Source organism: Clostridium porci, from assembly GCF_009696375.1.
GTDB classification, from domain to species: Bacteria; Bacillota; Clostridia; order Lachnospirales; family Lachnospiraceae; genus Enterocloster; species Enterocloster porci.
This window is the reverse complement of record NZ_VUMD01000011.1, coordinates 98981-118280: the sequence shown is the minus strand read 5'-3', so window position 1 is coordinate 118280 and position 19300 is coordinate 98981. Positions and strand designations below refer to the sequence as shown.

Here is a 19300-nt window from a genome sequence, read left to right as displayed (position 1 = left end):
ACCGGAAGAACGGTAAGCTGGAATAAAAGAGGCCGAAAGCCTTGTAAATACAAGGTTTTCAGCCTCAAAATCCTTAGCAGGGGAAGAGGGGCTCGAACCCCCATCTACGGTTTTGGAGACCGCTGCTCTACCATTGAACTATTCCCCTAGGTATCCTGGCACTCTTAAGCCTTCGTTATAATACCACATCATCCCACAAGTGTCAACTACTATTTAAAAATAAAAAGCACTACATAACTTAACACGCGTCTTGCGACGGGGGTTAGAGGCAGCGGAGGACCACTGCCTCCTCTCTGCGACCGCTTTGAACTTAAAAAGGATGATAAGATGTATGGGATGACGCCAGTGGGCGTCTTTTTTACTGCCATTTTTCCACTCGTAATAAATGATCAGGCACTTTGTCAACAGCCCCAGGTTGTGTAGAAGCTAAATTTGCATCCCAAAAAGAGGCCGCGACCAACCGCAAAAGTTGGTCGCGGCTTGACTGAATAGTTAATGCAGACTGTCTGGATATTTATATTTCCCCGTTTCGAGCCTGTTCAAGAATATTCTCAATACGCCCTTTTACGGATGTTTTTATTTCCGCAGAATCTACAATCGGAACATAGTTCAAGTGGCTAACATCAAAAGGAACAGACTTGCGTTTATCTGATGCTTACGTCTATTACCAGATTATCATATTTCAGACAGCTATCATTGGGAAAAGTAGTATCCGGATAATAAATATAACCATCATATATGGGTATGCCCATCGCATCAGACTGCTTTAAGGCGTTCATCCGGATCGGTTCGATCTGTGTATGGCGGCCTGCTCTCCACCTTGTCTGCGGTGCAAGTTCTCTGTAAATAGCAACAGCCTCTTCGTCATTGTTAATCTCCGCATCATACCCATAATAATATGGCTGTGCTTTTATCAGACCATCTACAAGAAGTCTGGCAAAAAGCGCAAGGGAATTCATATCAACATACACAGACTAATGGCCATATCCCTGATAAGAACACAAAATTTCATCCAGCCGGTTCATAACCCCATACATGATCCTGTAGCTTTTATCTGTTTTATCCTCCATCTTCGCCCTCCATACAGACATCCCCGGCGGTATTCTATTTCAGCCGGGGATTTACTGCATTTTACCGAAGCTCATATACATAACCTTAGAATTATCTTGCTTCTATTTTTTCAGCATACCTGCATATTTTTCCTGTTCAGAATCCGGAACTTTCAATGCCGCCATTGCCTGCTCCGCTGTCAATTTTAATGTTTCCATTAAATTCTGTATCGCTCTTAACGTACCAATCTCAATTCCTTTTTCTTCTACGCCTTTACTCAGATTACACATGGTCTGCACCTCACTTTCCAATGTCTTTGTCATTTTAATATGGAAATCATCCTGAAGAATTTTCTTTTTCTCCTCCGGCTCTGTCTCCGAAGAAAGAAGCACATCCAACAATTTCAGTATCCCGGCATATTTATCATCCCCGGAATGTCCCAGACAGATAATTACCGCTGTAAATAAATCATAGTTTTCTTTTGCTTCAACCACATCCCCCACCAGATTTTCTTCCTGAATGAAATATCGGTTAATCGTATTCTCTCGATACTTTGGCGGGTTGGCACATACCCATATGGAATAGACTTTTTTATCTTCTCATAATGGGTTTGTTCTGATAAATGATCGACGGACAAATCAATACCCCCCGTCTGTGGGCGAGCTGGAAGAAAAGGCAAAACGCGGCGAGGTGATTTCGCTGTCTGCTCTTGCCGCAGCAGTCAAGGCCGAGAATGGCAGGATGACCAGCGTGACCCCGACGGGCATACGGGCGCTCTAAGGCGTGATCTCGCGCTGTGTTTCAGCTATCCTGTGCGCGTAGGTGCAGCGTACCGGCGACAAGGAATACCAGTCCGAAGATCACCCAGCCCCAAACGGGATCATGCTCTGTAATGAAGTAGGCCAGCAGTCCGAACACCGCTGCGTAGATCAGCGTGAACAGCCCGCCCACAAGACAGAAACCGACACAGGTATTTTGAGCCGCAACAGCAACAGAAACGTCGCAATGCCGATCCCAAGGCACAGCTCCGGGTGAATTGCGGTGAACGGATTGCAGCATATTTGCTAAAGCAATCGTGTCTGAAAAAGCAATTCAGAGTCTTCTTGTACCTGATCACAATAGGCCAATGGCTTCCCTGACATTGGAGACTCCTATGAGCTCCATCCCGTTTACTCCTTTCATCTTGTCCCTGGAAACCTTAGGCAGAACACAGGTGGAAAAGCCCAGTTTCAGCCCTTCGCTTACCCTCTGGTCAGCCTGGGATACCGCACGAACCTCTCCTGAAAGTCCAACCTCTCCAAATACCATCATCTTTGGGTTCACAGGACGATCCTTGTAGCTGGACATAAGAGCCATCACAATAGCCAAATCCAACGCCGGCTCATTCATCTTCATCCCCCCCGCAATATTCACATAAGCATCAAAGCGGGACATCTCGTAGCGGCACCGTTTCTCCAGCACTGCCATCAACAGATTCACACGGTTATAATCGGTTCCTGCGGCCGTACGGCGGGGCATGCCGAAGTTCGTCTCAGCCACCAAGGCCTGAACCTCCAAAAGGATCGGTCTGGTTCCCTCTAACGAACAGGATACCACAGCGCCAGAGGCCTGTTCCGGCCTGCCATCCAGCATGTACTCGGAAGGATTCTCCACCTCCACCAGTCCCTGCTCCCTCATCTCAAATACCCCGATCTCATTGGTAGAGCCGAAACGGTTCTTTACGCTTCTTAAAATCCGGTAGGAGGCATTTCTGTCCCCTTCAAAATAAAGAACCGTGTCCACCATATGCTCCAGCACTCTGGGACCGGCTACCACTCCCTCCTTTGTCACATGGCCTACCACAAAGATGGCAATCCCTCGGCTCTTAGCAATCTGCATCAAGATTCCAGTTGACTCCCGCACCTGGCTCACGCTTCCGGGAGCAGAGCTTATTTCTTCCCGGTACATGGTTTGAATGGAGTCAATGACCGCTATCTGGGGCCTTTCCATATCAATCGCTCCTTCAATCCGCTCCAGGCTTGTCTCACAGAGAAATTTTAAATCTCCCTCTACAGTGCCGATACGGTTCGCGCGCATTTTAATCTGTTTTAAGGATTCCTCACCTGATATATAAAGCACCTTCTGCCCTGCATTTGCAAGATTTCTGCACACCTGAAGAAGAAGGGTAGACTTTCCGATGCCAGGATCGCCTCCTACCAGCACCAGGGAACCGGCTACAATACCATCTCCCAGCACACGGTCCAGTTCCTTAAAGCCAGTAGAAACCCGATCTTGCTCCTCTATATCAATCTCCGACAAACGGGCCGGTTTTGCCTGAATACCTAATCCAGCAGTTCCCAGACCGGCCTGCCCGCCCAAACTCATTCGGCCCATTCCAACCGTCTTAGCTGCCTTTGTAACAGGCTCCTCCACCATTGAGTTCCAGGCTCTGCAGCCAGGGCACTGTCCCATCCATTTAGCTGATTCGTATCCGCACTCCTTGCAGAAAAATGCAGTTGTTTTTGCCTTCGCCATGTTATCCTCCCTGAACTCCTTTATGTCATTGTCCCTTTAACAGTTCCCCGGCGTAACCACAAAAGAGTATGTTGTACAATAAAAATGCTATAACAGCTTAAAAATCAGCTTCACAAACAAAAGAACACGGTTCCAAGTGACTTTTATAGTGACTGGAACCGTGCTTTTGTGTAGCTTTCCCGTAAGGAGCTGTTTTGCAGCAGCTCCTTTAAACTAAATTCTTTTTACTGCCCTGACTTGAACGGCTACGCCTTCCTCCAGCTCCACGCTTACACTGAGCTTACCGCTCATATTGGTTTTCATATTGCCCGCAGCTACATTATTTACATAGACCTCATAATCGGTATCCTCTTCCAACTGAACGGTAATCTGCGCATCCTGACTGCCTTCCACAGAAAATTCCACGCCTGCATTTGTAACCTTAAAATGCTCTGCCGCAGTACCCGGTACCGACTCATACACGAACATGTCGTTGCGCTCCAGCTTGGTAATCTCGTTATAGGTCTTAACCTTGTATATATCCCCCTGATATTCAAAATCGGACTTCTTGGCCTTCTGACCTAACTTATAATTGCCAAAACTAATCGTACCATCCTGCTCAATGCAGATTAACTCCTCAATGACCGGCATTTTTTTATCCTCCTGCTGATTATTCCAATCCCTATTCTGAATTCGCATTTCACATCAGATTAACACAGTAGCCCGGCTACCGCTTTGTCTGATTGCCCGGATCGGCTTGACTGGCTACATTCAATTTGCCTTTCATGAAAATTATACAACATGACCCGCTAAATGACCAGTTAAAATTTGTTCGATTTTCATTCACTCTTTCTTGTTCCGGCTTCCATCTTCCTTTTACCTTCTGTTTTTACCCTGGACGGTTTCCTAATATTTCCGCTTGCACTTTCGCCTGTCTTTTTGGAGCCGGCTCCCCCTGTCCTGGGGCTTTTCTTCCCCCTCACATGAAACGCTAGCTTCTCACCGTCAAGGCCCACTTCTACAGAAACACCTGCTTTGATACGGTTCTCCAGCATTTCCTCAGCCATCCTGTCTTCTACCAGATTCTGAATGGTTCTTCTTAGAGGCCTTGCTCCATATTTCTCATCATATCCCTTATCAATCAGATAATCCTTTGCCTCATCCGTCACAGTCAAAGCGATACCCAACTGGGTTCTGCACCGATTGGCGATGGTTCCCACCATAATATCCGCAATTCCCTTAATATGCTCCCTGTTAAGCTGATGAAATACAATCACCTCATCAATACGGTTTAAGAACTCCGGTTTAAAAAGATGCTTAACCTCATCCATCACCCGTTCCTTCATGAAATTATAATCTGCCTTGGCATCACTTACCACACCAAAGCCCAGACGCTTGGGAGCGATAATATTCTGAGCGCCTGCATTGGAGGTCATGATTATGATCGTATTCTTAAAATCAATCTTACGCCCCTGAGCGTCTGTAATATGGCCGTCGTCCAGTACCTGAAGGAAAATGTTAAACACATCGGGATGTGCCTTCTCTATCTCATCAAAAAGGATTACGGAATAAGGATTTCTGCGAACCTTCTCGCTTAGCTGGCCTCCCTCGTCATATCCTACATAGCCTGGCGGTGAGCCAATCATCTTAGATACGCTGTGCTTTTCCATATATTCGGACATATCAACCCGAATTAAGGCGTTTTCCGTACCAAACATAGCCTCTGCAAGAGCCTTGGACAACTCCGTCTTACCCACTCCCGTAGGACCTAAAAACAGGAACGAACCAATGGGGCGCTTAGGATCCTTAAGCCCTACTCTGCCTCTGCGAATCGCCTTCGCAATGGCATTTACAGCTTCCTCCTGCCCCACCACACGCTGGTGGAGGATATGCTCCAGATTCCTGAGCCGCTCCGATTCCTCCTCCGCCAGCTTCTTCACCGGAATTTTAGTCCATCCCGATACTACATCGGCAATTTCATTCTCACTGACTACCAGCTTTCTTAAATCTCTCTCCTTTTGCCATTTCTCCAATGTCTGGTTTATCCTCTCCCGAAGCTTCTCCTGCTTCTTTTTCAACTCTCCCGCCTTCTCATATGCCTCCTTCTTGATAGCCTCCTCCTTCTGGCCCTCTAGCTCCTCTATCTGCGCTTCATAGTCCTTAAGCTTTGAGGGCTTGGTATAATTCATCAGCCTGATCCGGGAGGAAGCCTCGTCAATCAGATCAATAGCCTTATCTGGAAGGAACCGATCATTGATATAGCGGCTGGACAGCTTCACAGCAGCTTCTAAGGCATCGTCGGTAATCTCTACCTTATGGTGCTCCTCATAACGGCTTCTCAAGCCCTTAAGAATCGCTATCGATTCCTCCTCGGAAGGCTCATCCACAACCACAGGCTGGAAGCGGCGCTCCAGGGCGGAATCCTTTTCAATGTATTTGCGGTACTCATTGATGGTGGTGGCGCCGATCAGCTGCAGCTCCCCTCTTGCAAGAGACGGCTTTAAAATATTGGAAGCATCCAAAGCTCCCTCTGCTCCCCCGGCTCCGATGATTGTATGAATTTCATCAATAAACAGCAGCACATCTCCTGAGCCGGCCACCTCGGCAATCACCTTCTTAATCCGTTCCTCAAATTCACCTCTGTACTTGGAACCTGCCACCATTCCAGACAGATCCAGGGTCATCACACGCTTATCAGCAATGGTTTCAGGAACATTTCCCGCTGCTATCATCTGGGCGAGTCCCTCCACTACGGCTGTTTTACCCACGCCCGGCTCTCCCATAAGGCAGGGATTATTCTTCGTCCGGCGGCTGAGAATCTGGATTAGCCGCTGAATCTCCTGTTCACGGCCGATAACCGGGTCCAGACGGCCCTCTGCCGCCATCTGGGTCAGATTACGGCTGTAGCTGTCCAGCGTAGGAGTGGCATTGCCCCTCCTGCCTGCTTTTCCTCCCTGAAGCTCCTCCTTCACAGCCGGCGCATCCTCACCCATAGCTGCCAGAAGATCGATGTAGAGCTTCTGTATATTGACGCCTATAGTATTTAAAAGACGGCTTGCCACGCAGTCCCCTTCCCTCAATATAGCGATTAAAATGTGTTCGGTCCCTATCTGAACCGCTTTAAAGCGGACAGCCTCCCGGTAGCTGTTCTCTATCACCCGGCGCGCCCTTGGCGTATAGGCAGCCCGGTCTGCCGTCTGTACCGCAGGATTCGGCGCGATAAGCTGGCTTACCAGCTCCATAACCCTGTCCTCCTCCACGCCGTTTTCCTCCAGCACCTTGGCTGCCACGCCGGTTCCCTCCTGCAATAGTCCGATAAGCAGATGCTCCGTCCCCACATATCCATGGTTTAAGGTCTCTGCCACCCCTACTGCCAGTCCCAGTGCTTCCTGAGCCTGTGGTGTATATCGTTCCATCATATTGCATTGTCCTCCTTATAAGTATTACGCTCCCGCTATCTCAGGCAGATTCTGCCTGATGTAAGCGGCCCTTACAGCGTCCAGCTCTCCCTTGTCCAGCGGCCGTTTAAACCACAGATTCAGATTGGCCGGTTTGATTCCTATAATCAGACTGTAAAGGGAGCATTTCTTATCAAATTTCAAAAGGCCGTCCTCCTCCCCTGCCATAAGCTGGGAAAGGAAGATTCTGGCATCCTTCTCTGCTATTTTTCTTGCATACTTCAATACTCCGTAGGATTTATACGCCTCATCCTCGCGTTCCAGACGCTGCGTGTTAAGCGACGCGCTGCGCACCCTCAGCTCCTGGTTATTCAGCTGGGCCGCCGCCTTTGTAACCAGCTCCACAATTTCCTTCTCAGATTGTCCCAGCGTCCTCTGATTGGATATCTCGTAAAGGCTGCCGTAATTATCGCTTCCCTCCCCATAAAGGCCGCGGATGGCAGTTCCAAAGCGGCTCATATCTCCTACAATGCTCTGAAACTTTCTGACTTGGGATAAGGTAGGCAGGTGGAGCACCACACAGGCCCTCAGGCCGGTTCCGACATTGGTGGGGAAGGAGGTCAGATAGCCGTATTTATCATCAAAAGCATAGGAAAAACGTTCATTCACATAATCATCCATAGCATCTGCCTGCTGCCAAAGCTCATCCAGGCACAGCCCCGCTCCAATCTGCTGTATCCTGATATGGTCGTCCCCGCCAAGAACCAGGCTGCTTCCCTCATCCTCCGACATAAAAAGGCCTGCCGGCTCCTTTTTATTCACAGCTGCCAGATTCAGAATCCTCCGCTCCCTCAGAGCCCTTTTCTCCATTTCCTGAGCTGTATCCAACTGCCTGTACTGATACTCCCTTCCATCCAGCTCTCCGATGCTCTTAAGCCCTTCCTGCAAACGTCCGACCATCTCCTTGCATTGAACCTTTGTCATTTTGGAGGGAAAGGCGTACTCATCCCAGTTTCTGGCCAGGCGGATTCGGCTGTAAACTATATTGGAACTTTTGCTATCCATGCGCTCGAACCATTTATTCATTGATGCCGGCCTCCTTCTTCAATTCCTTAATCTGATCTCTTAAAGAAGCCGCCTCCTCATAATCTTCCCTGGCTACCGCCTCCTTAAGCTTACCTTCCAGCTCCCGAATCCGGCGGTTGGATCGGGCCCTCTGGGAATTCTGTCCGCCGCAGGCTTCCTCACCTGACGGTCCCTCTGACACTTCTTTGCCTTGAGACTCTCCGGCAGCATCAGGATGCCTCTTTTCAAAGGCGCTGCTGAATTTGGGATGCTTGCCCTTATGGCTTTCGCTCCCCTGAAGCTGCTTCATCTTGTCGCTGATAAACAGATCAAAAACACCGTAACAGTCCGGACAGCCAAAACGGCTGTTTTCCACAAAGTCCTCAAAGCTGGTTTTGCAGGTGGGACATGCCACACGTCCTCTTACATCCGTCTCCTCCTCGTCATCCTCCAGTCCCAAAAGGCCGCTCAGCAGCTTGCCTAAGGGAAACTCACCGTCCAGAATGGCAGAATACTGCCCAAAGTCCATCTCTCTGGCACAGCGGGAGCAAAGGTTGTGCTCTGTCTTAATACCGTTTATTATCTCCGTGTATTTGATATTGGCTTCACGAATCTTACAATTTTCACATAACATAGGAATCCTCCGCTTTTACTAAATAGAATTTGTCATCCTTCATCTGCCTCTTTTTCTTCTGTTTCCATACATCCCCTGGTATACCTGTCAAAAATCTCATCTACCAGCTGATGAACCTCCTCCCTGGTAATATGCCTGCATATGCCCCAGGCCAGCATTACATCCAGATTCTGGCTCAGCTCTCTGACGGCCTGAATTTTATCATAATTCAAGCTTACCACAGCGCCTCTGCGCCGATCCAGCTTTACAAAGCCCTCCTGGCGCAGTACGGAATATGCTTTATTTACTGTATGCATATTGATACCAATATAATCAGCCATCTGACGTACGGAGGGCAGAGTATCTCCTTCTCGTATCATATCCGTTGCTATCCCCATAATAATCTGATTACGCAGCTGTATATAGATTGCTTCATCACTGTTGAAATCAATCTTTAATACCATAATTCCACCATCTTTCGTTTCTGTAACGCTTGAAAGTTATATTTGTTCTACAAGCAATATAACACTTGTTGCTATTACTATAACAAGAGAATGGAAATTCGTCAAGAGGAAGCTACATACAGATCAAGGCCCCCTGCCGGCAAAAGCGGCAGGAGGCCTTGAGCATCTCTTATTTACTTCCCTTCAGCATTTTTAAGAATCCCATCAGCACCATGCCGATGATAGCTGTGGTAAGGTAAATCTGGAAGCCTGCAATTTGCTTGATCACATTTCCAAGCAGTTCCTGGCCAGCTCCCATAAAGTAAGCGCCGGCCTTATTGGAAGCCACGATCCCAATGGCCATAGGGAAGGTAAGTCCGGCAAAGCCAGGATAGAATGGAACGGAAAAAAAAGAGGGCAGCTTCACTACTATAAATAAAAGAGAAGCCAGAACGCAGATAAACAGAACTGATACCAACGCCTGATTTGGCTCCCCAGCCAGGTTCAGGTAGCTTGCAAGGCACAGACTGCATGGGGCCAGGACAATGGCCTGAGTATGATATACAGGAGCCTTAACCTCTCTGGATGCCAGTCTCCAAACCATAAAAGGTATCGTCACAGTATAAATTCCCAGTCCCCAGAACAGAACCGCCTTAGCCATAACCGGCGGAAGCATAGCCGCGCCTGTTACCGTGGATACCATAATGCCATTAAAGGTTACGAACCAGCTTGGCACAAAGGTATCCAGATTCACTCCGTGAAATACATTATTGAACAGGAATACCAGTATATGTAAGGCGTGAATGCATACGGCTGCCATGAGAATATATTTTGCCGCTGTGGGAAACCAGTCTTTGTAATAACTGCATAGTATCATAGTAACCATGGTAATAGCTGCATAAAGGCTGGCAGGCACGGTATTCTTGTATTCATTTTTTACCACAGCAGGATAAAGAATCAGCTTTCCGATGTAGCAAATCAGCACAACGGTAGCTGCCCACATAGTAAGGTGGCGTACCCAGTCATAACCCAGGGACTGATAGATATTGCTTAAGGTTGCTGCTCCCAGCATCGTTGCAACCGCAGGAATGGGCATATTTTTTAATCTCTCTTTCATCTTGCGTCTCCTCTATGTTTCATCGTAGTAAAATTCAAAATTGTCCTTAGTATGGAAAAAATCAGAGTAGTCTATCTCAAACAGAGGCTTCTTCACCCTCGACACATCGATCTTCGCCGCAATCAGCTGGGTCAGCACACCTGCGTAGGACAAATCCCCCTGGAGAATAGCGCCGTAAATCCTCCCATTCTTATGGATTACCTTACGGTACAGCTCTCCCTTATCCTCCAATATCTCCTCATAGCTGTCGTCTGGTTTAACAGGAAGTCCCAAAGACATAGTGGGAATTCCCAAAAAATTCATGGTGGACTTGCTGGCAAAAAAGGCGTCCTCCGTGGTCCTCACCCCTGCCATATTGGAGGCTGCCACCATTCCCTGCTTTACAGCCGCAGGCCAGATGGGAGAACGGCCTGTAATATCCCCCGCACCGTATATATCAGGCACATTGGTCTGCCCGTACTGGTCTATGAGCAAGCCGCAGTTATCGCAAGCGATTCCAGTGTCCCGCAAAAACTCTATATTTGAGCGCACCCCTGCCGTTACCACCAGCAAATCACAGGGAAGCTCCCTTCCATCGGTAAGAATCAGAGATGCGACGGCTCCTTTCCCATCCCGGCAAACTCTGGAAATCCCAGTATGCAGATAGAAGGACACGCCTTTTTCCTCAAATGCTTTTTGATAGGCAGAGGCGCTTCTGTCATCTAGCTGCTTTGCCAGAAGCCGTTCTTCCATCTCCACCAGAGAGCAGCTTTTACCCATGTGAAGAAAGCCTGCGACGCAGTCCATTCCTGTGAGGCCGCCTCCCATCACAACAATATGGGAGGCAGCGGCTGACGCTTCTACAATTTGTTCCACATCCTCCATATTGCGGAAGCCAAATACTCCCCCGGCCTCTCGCAGACCCTCTACAGAAGGAAGGAAGGTGCGGGAACCAGCAGCCAGCAAAAGCTTATCATAGGAAAGATAAGAAGGGCCGGCGCCCTGGGAAAGGCATACCCTCTTTTCATGGACATCCAGTCCTGTACAGGCAACGCCCCGCATCCAATCCACCTTGTATCTGGTTTCAAAATCCTCTTCTACGAACATAAGCTCCTTCTTCGTCCGTATGCCCCCCATATAGTGATGGAGGATACACCGGGAGTAGATCTCTTCATCCTTTGACACAAGCAGGATTTTTGCATCCGGCTGAAGCCTTCTAAGCTCACGGACAGCGTTCACCCCTGCTGCGGACGCTCCTATCACCACGTATCTCATATATCCACCTCCTCTAGTGTAATTGCCCGCATAGGACAAAGCTCCACACACATAGGCTTGGGAGAGCCATCCTCTGTGCGGTGCACACACATATCGCATTTCATAATTTCCTTATGCTCCATGCGGTCGCTTTTCAGCACTCCGTAGGGACAGGCCATAATACACATATAGCAGCTGGCACATTTATTCTTATCATACTCAATAAAGCCTGTATCGGGGTTCTTATGCATCGCTCCTGTCATGCAGGTGTATACACATTCCGGCTTATCACAATGGCGGCAGAATATGGGAGCACATTTTGACTGGCTGTCAATCACTACTCTGTTTCTGGCATCATTGCTCTCATGGCTGACCACGCAGGCGGTAACGCAGGTCAGACAGCCGATGCAGCGGTCTCTATCAATTTTAATCCTGTACATGCCTGTTTCCTCCTTTGCTTTCCATAGCATCCCTTCCGTCTCTATCATTTTGCAAAGCCGTTTCTCCGGTTCCATCTCCTTTTTCAAACCATACAGGAGTGGATTTGTAGGATGGCTCCTTAGAATACGGATCATATATGGAAGGGGTCAGCTTATTGCACTCCACATAGTGGATGGGTGCATAAAGCTCTCCCGCTCTCACCTGCTCCGAAATTCTCACCTTAAAACAGGCTTCCTGTCCATTGACGGAATGTACCAAAATTCTGTCATTTTCACAGATTTCCTTATTCTGAGCATCGGAAGGATGCATGAATAAATAGGCCTCCTTGGCGGCCGTATCCTCTATAAACCGAACCTCCTTTGTGCGAGACTGAGTGTGCCACTGCCCAACAGAGCCTCTTCCAGTGTTAAGCAGGAAGGGATATTCCTCTGTAAGAGGCAGAGGATTCTCTCTGGGCTCCTCGAACATAAACTGAGCCTTTTTACTGGGAGTGAAGAAATTTCCATCCTCATAAAGCCTTCTCTGATCTTCCTTTAGCGTCTCTCCTTTCCGAAAAGGCCACTGAATGCCTCTGGAATTTTCAAGCCCTTCCCAGGTAACTCCTGTAATATCACAGGGCATGCCCTCAGAGCATTTCTTCATAAGCTCAAAACAGTCTCTAGGAGTCTCCCAGCCCTTCAGCATTTCTCCCATTCCCAGCGCCCGCCCTACGCCTAATATAACCTCGTAGTCCGAACGCTCATTCTCCTTCCGGCTAAGGCAAGGACGCATAGCAGAAAGCCGGCGCTCCAGGTTGATATAGGTACCCTCCTTCTTGATTCCAGGCACCACCGGAAAGAATACCGTACACCCCTCCGCACTCTCAATCGTGTCATAAATATCCTGTACCACGAACAGCTCCAGCTTCCTCACCGCACTGGCAAAGGTTTCATTATTCGTCCAGCTGTGGCGCGGGTTTGTACAGAGAAGCCACAGTCCCTTGATTTTGCCCTCATTGATCCCTTCTATGATCTGGTTGTAGGTGGCTGTTGGCTTTTCTGCAAGCATAGATGACTCCACTCCCAGCACCTTAGCGATCCGTTCTCTTCTAGCCGGATTTGTAAAATCTCCGCCTCCAAAGAAAACAGCTGTATTGCTGTAAGTCCTGGAACCCATTGCATTGCACTGTCCTGTTATGGAGTTGGCTCCTGTTCCGGGCCGGCCAATATTTCCTGTCATCAATGCGATATTAATAATAGCCTGGGCTGTGCGCACTGCCTCATATCCCTGATTCACGCCCATGGTCCACCAGAAGGAGACACGCTTTCCGTTATGAATCAGCTCTGCCAGCTCCAGAATCTGTCCTTTGGAAAGTCCCGTATCCTTTAAGGCCCTTTCCAGTGAGAAGCCCTTCACAAACTCCTTAAATTCCCCGAACTTCTCCGTATGTGCCTTAATATACTCCTGATTAATATATCCCTTCTCAATCAGCACATTGGCCAGAATGTAGAACAGAAGCAAATCCCCCTTACTCCTGACCGGATACCAGTAATCCGCGTTCATGGCTGTCTCTGACTTTCTCGGATCAATGACAATTACCTTCTTGTCAGGATTCTGGTTCATCCTAACCCGCTTCCACAAAATAGGGTGGGCCACCACCGGATTCGATCCTATGAAGATGATGGTATCCGACAGCTCCAGGTCATTTAAGGTATATCCCGGTGCGTCAAAGCCGAAGCTCTGCTTATGGGCCACCACAGCGGTTGCCATGCAAAGTCTGGTGTTGCCGTCTACATTGGTTTTTAAGTAGTTTCTCATCACATGGCCGAAAAGGGCAAATTCCTCCATTGTCAGCTGCCCTGTGCTGATACCCGCCACGCTCTCCTGTCCGTATTTGGCCTGAAACTCCTTAAGCTTCCCTGCTACATAGGAGAAGCCCTCCTTCCAGGAAACCTCCTTCATCTGCCCGTCTGCCTGGCGGATTCTTGGCAGCGGAGAGGATTTCACCACTGTCTGCTGCTTGTCCAGTGACAGGCCCTTGATGCAGCAGAAGCCATCGTTCACAGGATAGCCCTTGGTAGGGAGCACCTTTACGATTTTGTCATTCTCCACATAAAAATCCATATTGCAGTCCAGGGCACAGTAGTTGCAGGTTGATTGTACAATTTTCATCCTCTTGTCCCTCCTATTAATAGTTTACTCCACTCCAGTAGATCCGATGCTGAATCTTAGCTATTTCGGGAAGGGCCACATCCTTTAAAGCCCATTTCTTAAACTCCTCAAAGCCGGTTCTGTCCACGATATAGCCGATGTGCTCCTTGCCCCCTGGCACTTTTGGGTCAATATATTCCCGCACATAGTCGTAGGTATTTGTAATGATCTTTAAAATACTTTCCTCATCCGCCCACTTGATAAAATCCTCGCCCAGCCTTGGATTCTTCTTTCCTGTTCTTCCAAGCAGGGTCAGGCGGTAATACTTCTTTTCGCTGCGCACCCAGGCCCTGGTGGGACACTGAATCACGCACTCGCCGCAGCCGATACACGTTTCATGGTTTCTTCTTATCCTGTAGTTTATCATCTCAAGAGCGTCTGCGGATTTCTTCCTGCAAGCCCGCTCACAGGCGCCGCAGCTAATACAGCGTTCAGGCCGGTACTCCGGCTGGGTCATTCCCATAATTCCGAAATCATGCATCCTCACCTTGGCACAATCATTTGGGCAGCCTGTAAGAGCCACCTTTACATGAAGATCGTCCGGAAATACCGCTTTCTCAATCTTAAAGGCAAGCTCACTGGTATCATAGCAGGCATAGGGACAGACCTTGTTCCCCACACAGGCAGAAATATTTCTGGTGCCGGAAGCAGAATACCCCTTTCCCCGCTCCGTCTGATTAATGCCCATCCCCTCAATCACAGGCTGAAGCAGCGCATTGACCTTATCCATATCTTCAAAACGTATCCCTGGGATCTCAAAGCCTTGGCGTACCGTCATATGTACGGAGCCGTTGCCATAGGTCTGTGCAATTCCCTGGATCACAGCCAGATACCGCACATCTAGGTGCCCTCCCGGAACCCTCACTCTGGCAGCAGTCAATCCCCGCTCCTTCGTAACCCGAAATGCATTCTTCTTTAGTTTCTTTGTATTCACATCCATCGCTGCCGCCTCCTAATCCAAAAGCTTCTTTCCTATTGTATACGGGAATACAGGCCCGTCCACACATACATACTTGTGACCGATCCTGCAATGGCCGCATTTGCCAATACCGCAGCACATCTTCCGCTCATAGGAAACCCAGATATGCTCCTCAGCAAAGCCCCGCTCCAAAAGTCCCATAACAGAAAAGCGCATCATAGCAGGGGGGCCTACCACAACCGCTTTTGCTCTGGAGGCATCTGCAAGCTTTATCTCAGGAATATACCTTGTCACAAGGCCCACCCTTCCCTGGTAGCCCTCCTCTGCCCCGTCTACCGTAAGAATCAGGTTCATGTGCTTCTCCCAGCGCTTAAAGTCGTCTTTGAACAGTATATCATGAGGGCTTTTAAAGCCGGCTATCAAGGTCATGGACTGCCTCTGCTCCCTGTGCTCTGAAAAATACTCAATGACTCCTCTCACTGGGGATACCCCTGTTCCTCCGACAATGATCACCAGCTCGCTGTCCTTATAGTCGTTTACATCAAAGCCATTTCCGTAGGGGCCCCTCATGAAAAGCTTATCCCCCTGGTATCGCTCAAACACCTCATCTGTCACCTTGCCCACACGGCGGATGGTGAGATCCACATAGTCCTTTCCTATACCGCTGACCGAGATGGGAGCCTCCCCGTATTTTGGTATGGACACCTCGAAAAACTGTCCCGGCTTCACTTCCCCGCTATAGGACACAGAAAAGGTATATTCTATGTCTGTATGCTTCTTTACACCTTGTATCTGCGATAAAAATGGAGCATACTCCTGCTTTCTCATCCCTTTACACCTCCTGTTCCATATCCGCAATGCGGTTTACACAGTCCGAAAACGATATATATTCCGGGCAAATGTCATCGCAGCGGCCGCAGCCTACGCACATCTGATAGCCGAACTGCTTCTTGAAATCGGAAATCTTGTGAAGAACCTTAAACCGCATCCTCTGTCCATTGGACTTCCGATAGGAGCCGCCTCCGGCTACATCGGTATATCCATCCACCATACAGGAAGCGTGAACCCTCCGGCGCTCCCCTGACCTGCCGTTGTCCTGGTAGAAAATATCCTGCATGGTAAAGCAGGTGCAGGTGGGACAGACAAAATTGCAGCGGCCGCAGGCAATACAGCGGCTGTCATACTCCTTCCAGAAGTCTCCATGAACCAGATCCGAACCGCAGTTTTTAGGGACAGCTACTTTAACCCAGTTCTCTGTAACGGAATCAGGAATTACACTTTTAAGCATCAGACTTTTGAAAGCCGATTTGCCCAAAGCCCTATCTGATCCCCCCAGCAGTTCATCCAGCACAACCCATCTGCTGTCTAGCTCAGCAGCTTCTCCATTCTGTCTTATGTTGACCGCACAATCATAATCCTCGGTTCTGTTGGTTCCCATGGAAACGCAAAAGCCACTTTTACAGCTGCTCTCACATCCCATCAGAACGATTTTAACCTTTTCCCTAAGCCGCTTATAATAGTAGTCCTCAAAACGGTTCCTCAGATAAATCTCGTCCAGCCGTTTCAAAGCGTGAACATCACAGCTTCGCATAAATACAACAGCCGGCTTCCTGTGCTCTGCATCCGCCTCCTTTATTTCATCCTCTATAAAATAAAAGAGAATCTGTGTGATTGGAAGAATCGCTTCCTTAAAGGAATAGTGAGACTTTACATCCCATTCCAAATCCTTCCACTGCTTTAGCTCGCCGTAACGAACTACATCCGTGTCCGAATACATTCCTTCTCCCTTCCTCTTTACAGGGCCCAGAAGAATGTAATCGCGGCTTAAAGCATCAAACAGCTGCTGCATCTCACCTTTCTGTAATTGATATCCCATCTTGGTACTCTCCTCTGTTTATGTTAAATAAATTTTAAACGATACATATAAAGTATGGCAGAAATGCACAAAAAACGCCGTGATCTACATCACGGCGCCAAGCATTCGGGCTTTATTCTAAATGATAAAGGAAACCACACAGACCACAGCAAAAGCCCTTATAACCACCACGACAGAAGTTAAAGAAAACCTAAGGCAGAACCTAAAAAGACAGAAGAAAAGCCGAATACAAAGGCTGCAACACCTAAGACACCTACCAAAAAAACTCCTAAAGTTGGCAGACCTAAGGGAAAATCAAGTACAAAGATTTCTCTTAATGTTCCCCTGGCTGAATCTAATCAAACAAGAGGAGATAGATAGTCCAGGCCTTTCCCCCGTCCCCTAGGGGCAATGGAGAATGAATGCTGAGTACGGTTTAAGACCGCTAGTGCAATCACAAATTGGCTTCAGAAGGATTGGATTAGACGCTCTCTCACTACCAATAGAATATCCAAAAAAATAACGGCTTTAAACGGCCTTTAAATGAGTCTGGGCGGGTGTAAAGGCCGTTTTATCTGCTTTCTCCGATCAGGACGGGCTGCGGCTGCTCCGCTTCATGCGGAATATGCGGGATATGCCCATCCTTGTGCTGTCCTCGCAGAGCGACTATGAAAGCAAGGAGCGGGCCTATCAAATGGGCGCGGACGATTTCATGGAAAAGCCCCTTGTCCCCCGTGAGTGTCTGTTCCGGGTGCAGGCCCTGATGCGGAGATACAATGCCCCGCCCAGTGAGCAGCGCTATACCATTGTCAACTTTGAGATATGCGGATCTACCCCCCCCCCCCCATAACCCGGTATGTCTGCTACAACGGACGGGAAATTGATCTGCTCCATCTGCTGGCGATCCATGCCGGGCAGGTGCTGACCCATGAGCAGATCCGCCTCCATGTTTGGGGCGATGACTTCATGGGGGACGAAAGCAACGCCATCCGGTCAGTATGCGGAGGCTCCGAAAAAAGCTGGAGGACGATCCCATCGAAACCGTCCGAGTTGTGGGGTATCGCTTCAAGAAAGCCGCCGAGTTGCAAAAATAAATCCGGGCGACTTGACAATCCCCCGGCGCGTAGTATAATAAACATAGAAAGGGCGTTGCCGACAAGCGGTTAGCCCAGAAACGAGTTTACAAATTTAAACCTTGGAAACCGTCACTTGGCAGAGTGGCGGTTTCTGCTTTTCACAATGATCGTTACCGTAAAGGCTCCGATATGTAATGTGATGCGCATGGCCTCACCCCCTTTCGGGTGATGTGGCTAACCGCCTGCCACGGGTTGCTCCGTCTTATGACAACGCCCTGCCCCTTGCGGGGCGAATTCATTTTACCCCACAGAGCGCATTTTGTCAAACCTTGTCTTTCCCGCTCCGGCATTTCTGGTCACGGCGGCCAGGGGTGGGACAGCCTTGCAGGGCGGGGCCGCCAGAGTTATAATAAAGGGGAACCCCGCAAAGTCGCAGACTTTGTGAGGAGAGGAGGCACCGCGGCATGAATGAGCAATCGGCTTTAGACGGTTGCGAATGATTAAAGCTTGTGCCGGCGATGTAAAGGTTGGCAGCCCCGTTCCGATACGGAAAGGAGACCAACATGGAAAATCATATAGACGCTATTTATAGCAGTCAGCCGGCAGACCGCAAGGACAGCATCAGCATTGAAGGCCAGATCGAGTTTTGCAAATATGAATTGCGGGGAGGCAGCTTCCAGGAATACACGGACAAGGGCTATTCCGGCAAGAACACAGACCGGCCCAAGTTTCACGAGCTTCTGGCGGATATTAAGCGGGGCCTGATAAAAAAGGTTGTTGTTTACAAGCTGGATCGCATCAGCCGCTCCATTCTGGACTTTGCAACCATGATGGAGACCTTTCAGGCATACAATGTGGAGTTTGTGTCCTCAACGGAAAAGTTCGATACCTCGCCCCCGATGGGCCGGGCGATGCTCAATATCTGCATCGTGTTCGCCCAACTGGAACAGAAAACGATCCAGAAGCGTGTGACGGACGCCTACTACTCCCGGTGCCAGCGTGGTTTCCACATGAGCGGCGCAGCCCCCTTTTATTTCAAGCTGGAGCCCACCACCATTCAGGGTATCCGCACAAAAATGATGGTGCCCGATGAAGAGTGCGCGGATATTGCCCGGCTCATGTTTGAAATGTACGCCGGCCCCTCCACCTCATTCGGGGACATTGCCCAGCACTTTGCGGAAATGGGGATCAAGATTTATGATAAGGAGCTCAAACGGGGTTTTATCTCCCAACTGCTCCAAAATCCCATTTATGCACAGGCGGACTTGGAAATGTATGAATTTTTCAAGAGTCAAGGGACGGTAGTAGTCAACGAGGCGGCGGACTTCGCCGGGACAAACGCAGTTTTGCTCTCCTATGCCAACGCAAGATTGAGGAGCTGGATACCCACCGCCAAACGCTGATTAA

The 19300-nt window shown here is 48.9% G+C and carries 17 protein-coding genes, 1 tRNA gene and 2 pseudogenes; 4 read left to right on the top strand and 16 right to left on the bottom strand.

Annotated features, from left to right (window positions below; genetic code table 11):
* Positions 1 to 77 precede the first annotated feature (77 nt).
* The 16 genes from FYJ39_RS13250 to asrA all read right to left on the bottom strand — a co-directional run bounded on the left by FYJ39_RS13250 (position 78) and on the right by asrA (position 16838).
* Positions 78 to 148: transfer RNA gene (locus FYJ39_RS13250), tRNA-Trp, on the bottom strand.
* A 496-nt stretch (positions 149 to 644) separates the two neighbouring features.
* Positions 645 to 971: a hypothetical protein gene (locus tag FYJ39_RS13245; protein ID WP_154472944.1), complete on the bottom strand. Its 327-nt coding sequence runs from the start codon at positions 969 to 971 to the stop codon at positions 645 to 647.
* Positions 972 to 1172: 201 nt separating this feature from the next.
* A complete protein-coding gene (locus FYJ39_RS13240; protein WP_328597552.1) occupies positions 1173 to 1553 on the bottom strand; it encodes a hypothetical protein in 381 nt (126 codons plus the stop codon).
* A gap of 610 nt (positions 1554 to 2163) precedes the next feature.
* Positions 2164 to 3564 carry a DNA repair protein RadA gene (gene radA, locus FYJ39_RS13235; protein ID WP_154472942.1) on the bottom strand — a complete coding sequence of 467 codons (1401 nt, stop codon included), beginning with the start codon at positions 3562 to 3564 and terminating at the stop codon, positions 2164 to 2166.
* A gap of 213 nt (positions 3565 to 3777) precedes the next feature.
* Positions 3778 to 4194 carry an endosialidase gene (locus tag FYJ39_RS13230; RefSeq protein WP_154472941.1) on the bottom strand — a complete coding sequence of 139 codons (417 nt, stop codon included), beginning with the start codon at positions 4192 to 4194 and terminating at the stop codon, positions 3778 to 3780.
* 188 nt (positions 4195 to 4382) lie between these two features.
* Positions 4383 to 6962: an ATP-dependent Clp protease ATP-binding subunit gene (locus tag FYJ39_RS13225; protein ID WP_154472940.1), complete on the bottom strand. Its 2580-nt coding sequence runs from the start codon at positions 6960 to 6962 to the stop codon at positions 4383 to 4385.
* A gap of 24 nt (positions 6963 to 6986) precedes the next feature.
* A complete protein-coding gene (locus FYJ39_RS13220; RefSeq protein WP_154472939.1) occupies positions 6987 to 8027 on the bottom strand; it encodes an ATP--guanido phosphotransferase in 1041 nt (346 codons plus the stop codon).
* Positions 8020 to 8640 (bottom strand): UvrB/UvrC motif-containing protein, encoded by a 621-nt coding sequence (locus FYJ39_RS13215; RefSeq protein WP_154472938.1) that lies wholly within the window; start codon positions 8638 to 8640, stop codon positions 8020 to 8022. The genes FYJ39_RS13220 and FYJ39_RS13215 overlap by 8 nt, the downstream gene beginning before the upstream one ends.
* A 32-nt stretch (positions 8641 to 8672) precedes the next feature.
* Entirely contained in the window at positions 8673 to 9083 is a 411-nt protein-coding gene (locus FYJ39_RS13210; RefSeq protein WP_154472937.1) for a GntR family transcriptional regulator, read from the bottom strand.
* Positions 9084 to 9252: 169 nt separating this feature from the next.
* Positions 9253 to 10179: a TDT family transporter gene (locus tag FYJ39_RS13205; protein ID WP_154472936.1), complete on the bottom strand. Its 927-nt coding sequence runs from the start codon at positions 10177 to 10179 to the stop codon at positions 9253 to 9255.
* Between the two features lie 12 nt (positions 10180 to 10191).
* Positions 10192 to 11433 carry an NAD(P)/FAD-dependent oxidoreductase gene (locus FYJ39_RS13200; protein WP_154472935.1) on the bottom strand — a complete coding sequence of 414 codons (1242 nt, stop codon included), beginning with the start codon at positions 11431 to 11433 and terminating at the stop codon, positions 10192 to 10194.
* Positions 11430 to 11852, bottom strand: a complete 423-nt coding sequence (locus FYJ39_RS13195; protein WP_154472934.1) for a 4Fe-4S dicluster domain-containing protein — start codon at positions 11850 to 11852, stop codon at positions 11430 to 11432. The genes FYJ39_RS13200 and FYJ39_RS13195 overlap by 4 nt, the downstream gene beginning before the upstream one ends.
* Complete coding sequence (locus FYJ39_RS13190) at positions 11839 to 14004, bottom strand: molybdopterin oxidoreductase family protein (protein WP_154472933.1); 2166 nt, start codon at positions 14002 to 14004, stop codon at positions 11839 to 11841. The genes FYJ39_RS13195 and FYJ39_RS13190 overlap by 14 nt, the downstream gene beginning before the upstream one ends.
* Positions 14005 to 14020: 16 nt before the next feature.
* Positions 14021 to 14983, bottom strand: coding sequence for a sulfite reductase subunit C (gene asrC / locus FYJ39_RS13185; protein WP_154472932.1), 963 nt, complete (start codon positions 14981 to 14983; stop codon positions 14021 to 14023).
* 12 nt (positions 14984 to 14995) lie between these two features.
* A complete protein-coding gene (gene asrB, locus FYJ39_RS13180) occupies positions 14996 to 15790 on the bottom strand; it encodes an anaerobic sulfite reductase subunit AsrB (protein WP_154472931.1) in 795 nt (264 codons plus the stop codon).
* 4 nt (positions 15791 to 15794) lie between these two features.
* Complete coding sequence (gene asrA / locus FYJ39_RS13175; RefSeq protein ID WP_154472930.1) at positions 15795 to 16838, bottom strand: anaerobic sulfite reductase subunit AsrA; 1044 nt, start codon at positions 16836 to 16838, stop codon at positions 15795 to 15797.
* 577 nt (positions 16839 to 17415) lie between these two features.
* Between asrA and FYJ39_RS21540 the strand changes: the two genes are divergently transcribed.
* The 4 genes and pseudogenes from FYJ39_RS21540 to FYJ39_RS13155 all read left to right on the top strand — a co-directional run.
* Positions 17416 to 17667 carry a response regulator gene (locus tag FYJ39_RS21540; protein WP_407923844.1) on the top strand — a complete coding sequence of 84 codons (252 nt, stop codon included), beginning with the start codon at positions 17416 to 17418 and terminating at the stop codon, positions 17665 to 17667.
* Positions 17640 to 17750, top strand: a pseudogene (locus FYJ39_RS21535) (hypothetical protein); the annotation flags it as partial. The gene FYJ39_RS21540 and the pseudogene FYJ39_RS21535, both read left to right, overlap by 28 nt.
* A 65-nt stretch (positions 17751 to 17815) precedes the next feature.
* Positions 17816 to 17911: a winged helix-turn-helix domain-containing protein gene (locus FYJ39_RS21530; protein ID WP_154472928.1), complete on the top strand. Its 96-nt coding sequence runs from the start codon at positions 17816 to 17818 to the stop codon at positions 17909 to 17911.
* A gap of 545 nt (positions 17912 to 18456) precedes the next feature.
* Positions 18457 to 19245 (top strand): annotated as a pseudogene (locus tag FYJ39_RS13155) (recombinase family protein); the annotation flags it as partial.
* Between the last annotated feature and the right edge of the window lie 55 nt (positions 19246 to 19300).

Excerpts from the sequence above, each read along its gene's own strand:
- FYJ39_RS13225 (WP_154472940.1), bottom strand. The coding sequence starts at position 6,962 with ATGATGGAACGATATACACCACAGGCTCAGGAAGCACTGGGACTGGCA.
- asrC (WP_154472932.1), bottom strand. The coding sequence starts at position 14,983 with ATGGATGTGAATACAAAGAAACTAAAGAAGAATGCATTTCGGGTTACG.
- asrA (WP_154472930.1), bottom strand. The coding sequence starts at position 16,838 with ATGGGATATCAATTACAGAAAGGTGAGATGCAGCAGCTGTTTGATGCT.
- FYJ39_RS13220 (WP_154472939.1), bottom strand. The coding sequence starts at position 8,027 with ATGAATAAATGGTTCGAGCGCATGGATAGCAAAAGTTCCAATATAGTT.
- FYJ39_RS13195 (WP_154472934.1), bottom strand. The coding sequence starts at position 11,852 with ATGTACAGGATTAAAATTGATAGAGACCGCTGCATCGGCTGTCTGACC.
- FYJ39_RS13200 (WP_154472935.1), bottom strand. The coding sequence starts at position 11,433 with ATGAGATACGTGGTGATAGGAGCGTCCGCAGCAGGGGTGAACGCTGTC.
- asrB (WP_154472931.1), bottom strand. The coding sequence starts at position 15,790 with ATGAGAAAGCAGGAGTATGCTCCATTTTTATCGCAGATACAAGGTGTA.
- FYJ39_RS13215 (WP_154472938.1), bottom strand. The coding sequence starts at position 8,640 with ATGTTATGTGAAAATTGTAAGATTCGTGAAGCCAATATCAAATACACG.
- FYJ39_RS21530 (WP_154472928.1), top strand. The coding sequence starts at position 17,816 with ATGCGGAGGCTCCGAAAAAAGCTGGAGGACGATCCCATCGAAACCGTC.
- FYJ39_RS13210 (WP_154472937.1), bottom strand. The coding sequence starts at position 9,083 with ATGGTATTAAAGATTGATTTCAACAGTGATGAAGCAATCTATATACAG.
- FYJ39_RS13190 (WP_154472933.1), bottom strand. The coding sequence starts at position 14,004 with ATGAAAATTGTACAATCAACCTGCAACTACTGTGCCCTGGACTGCAAT.
- FYJ39_RS13205 (WP_154472936.1), bottom strand. The coding sequence starts at position 10,179 with ATGAAAGAGAGATTAAAAAATATGCCCATTCCTGCGGTTGCAACGATG.
- radA (WP_154472942.1), bottom strand. The coding sequence starts at position 3,564 with ATGGCGAAGGCAAAAACAACTGCATTTTTCTGCAAGGAGTGCGGATAC.
- FYJ39_RS13230 (WP_154472941.1), bottom strand. The coding sequence starts at position 4,194 with ATGCCGGTCATTGAGGAGTTAATCTGCATTGAGCAGGATGGTACGATT.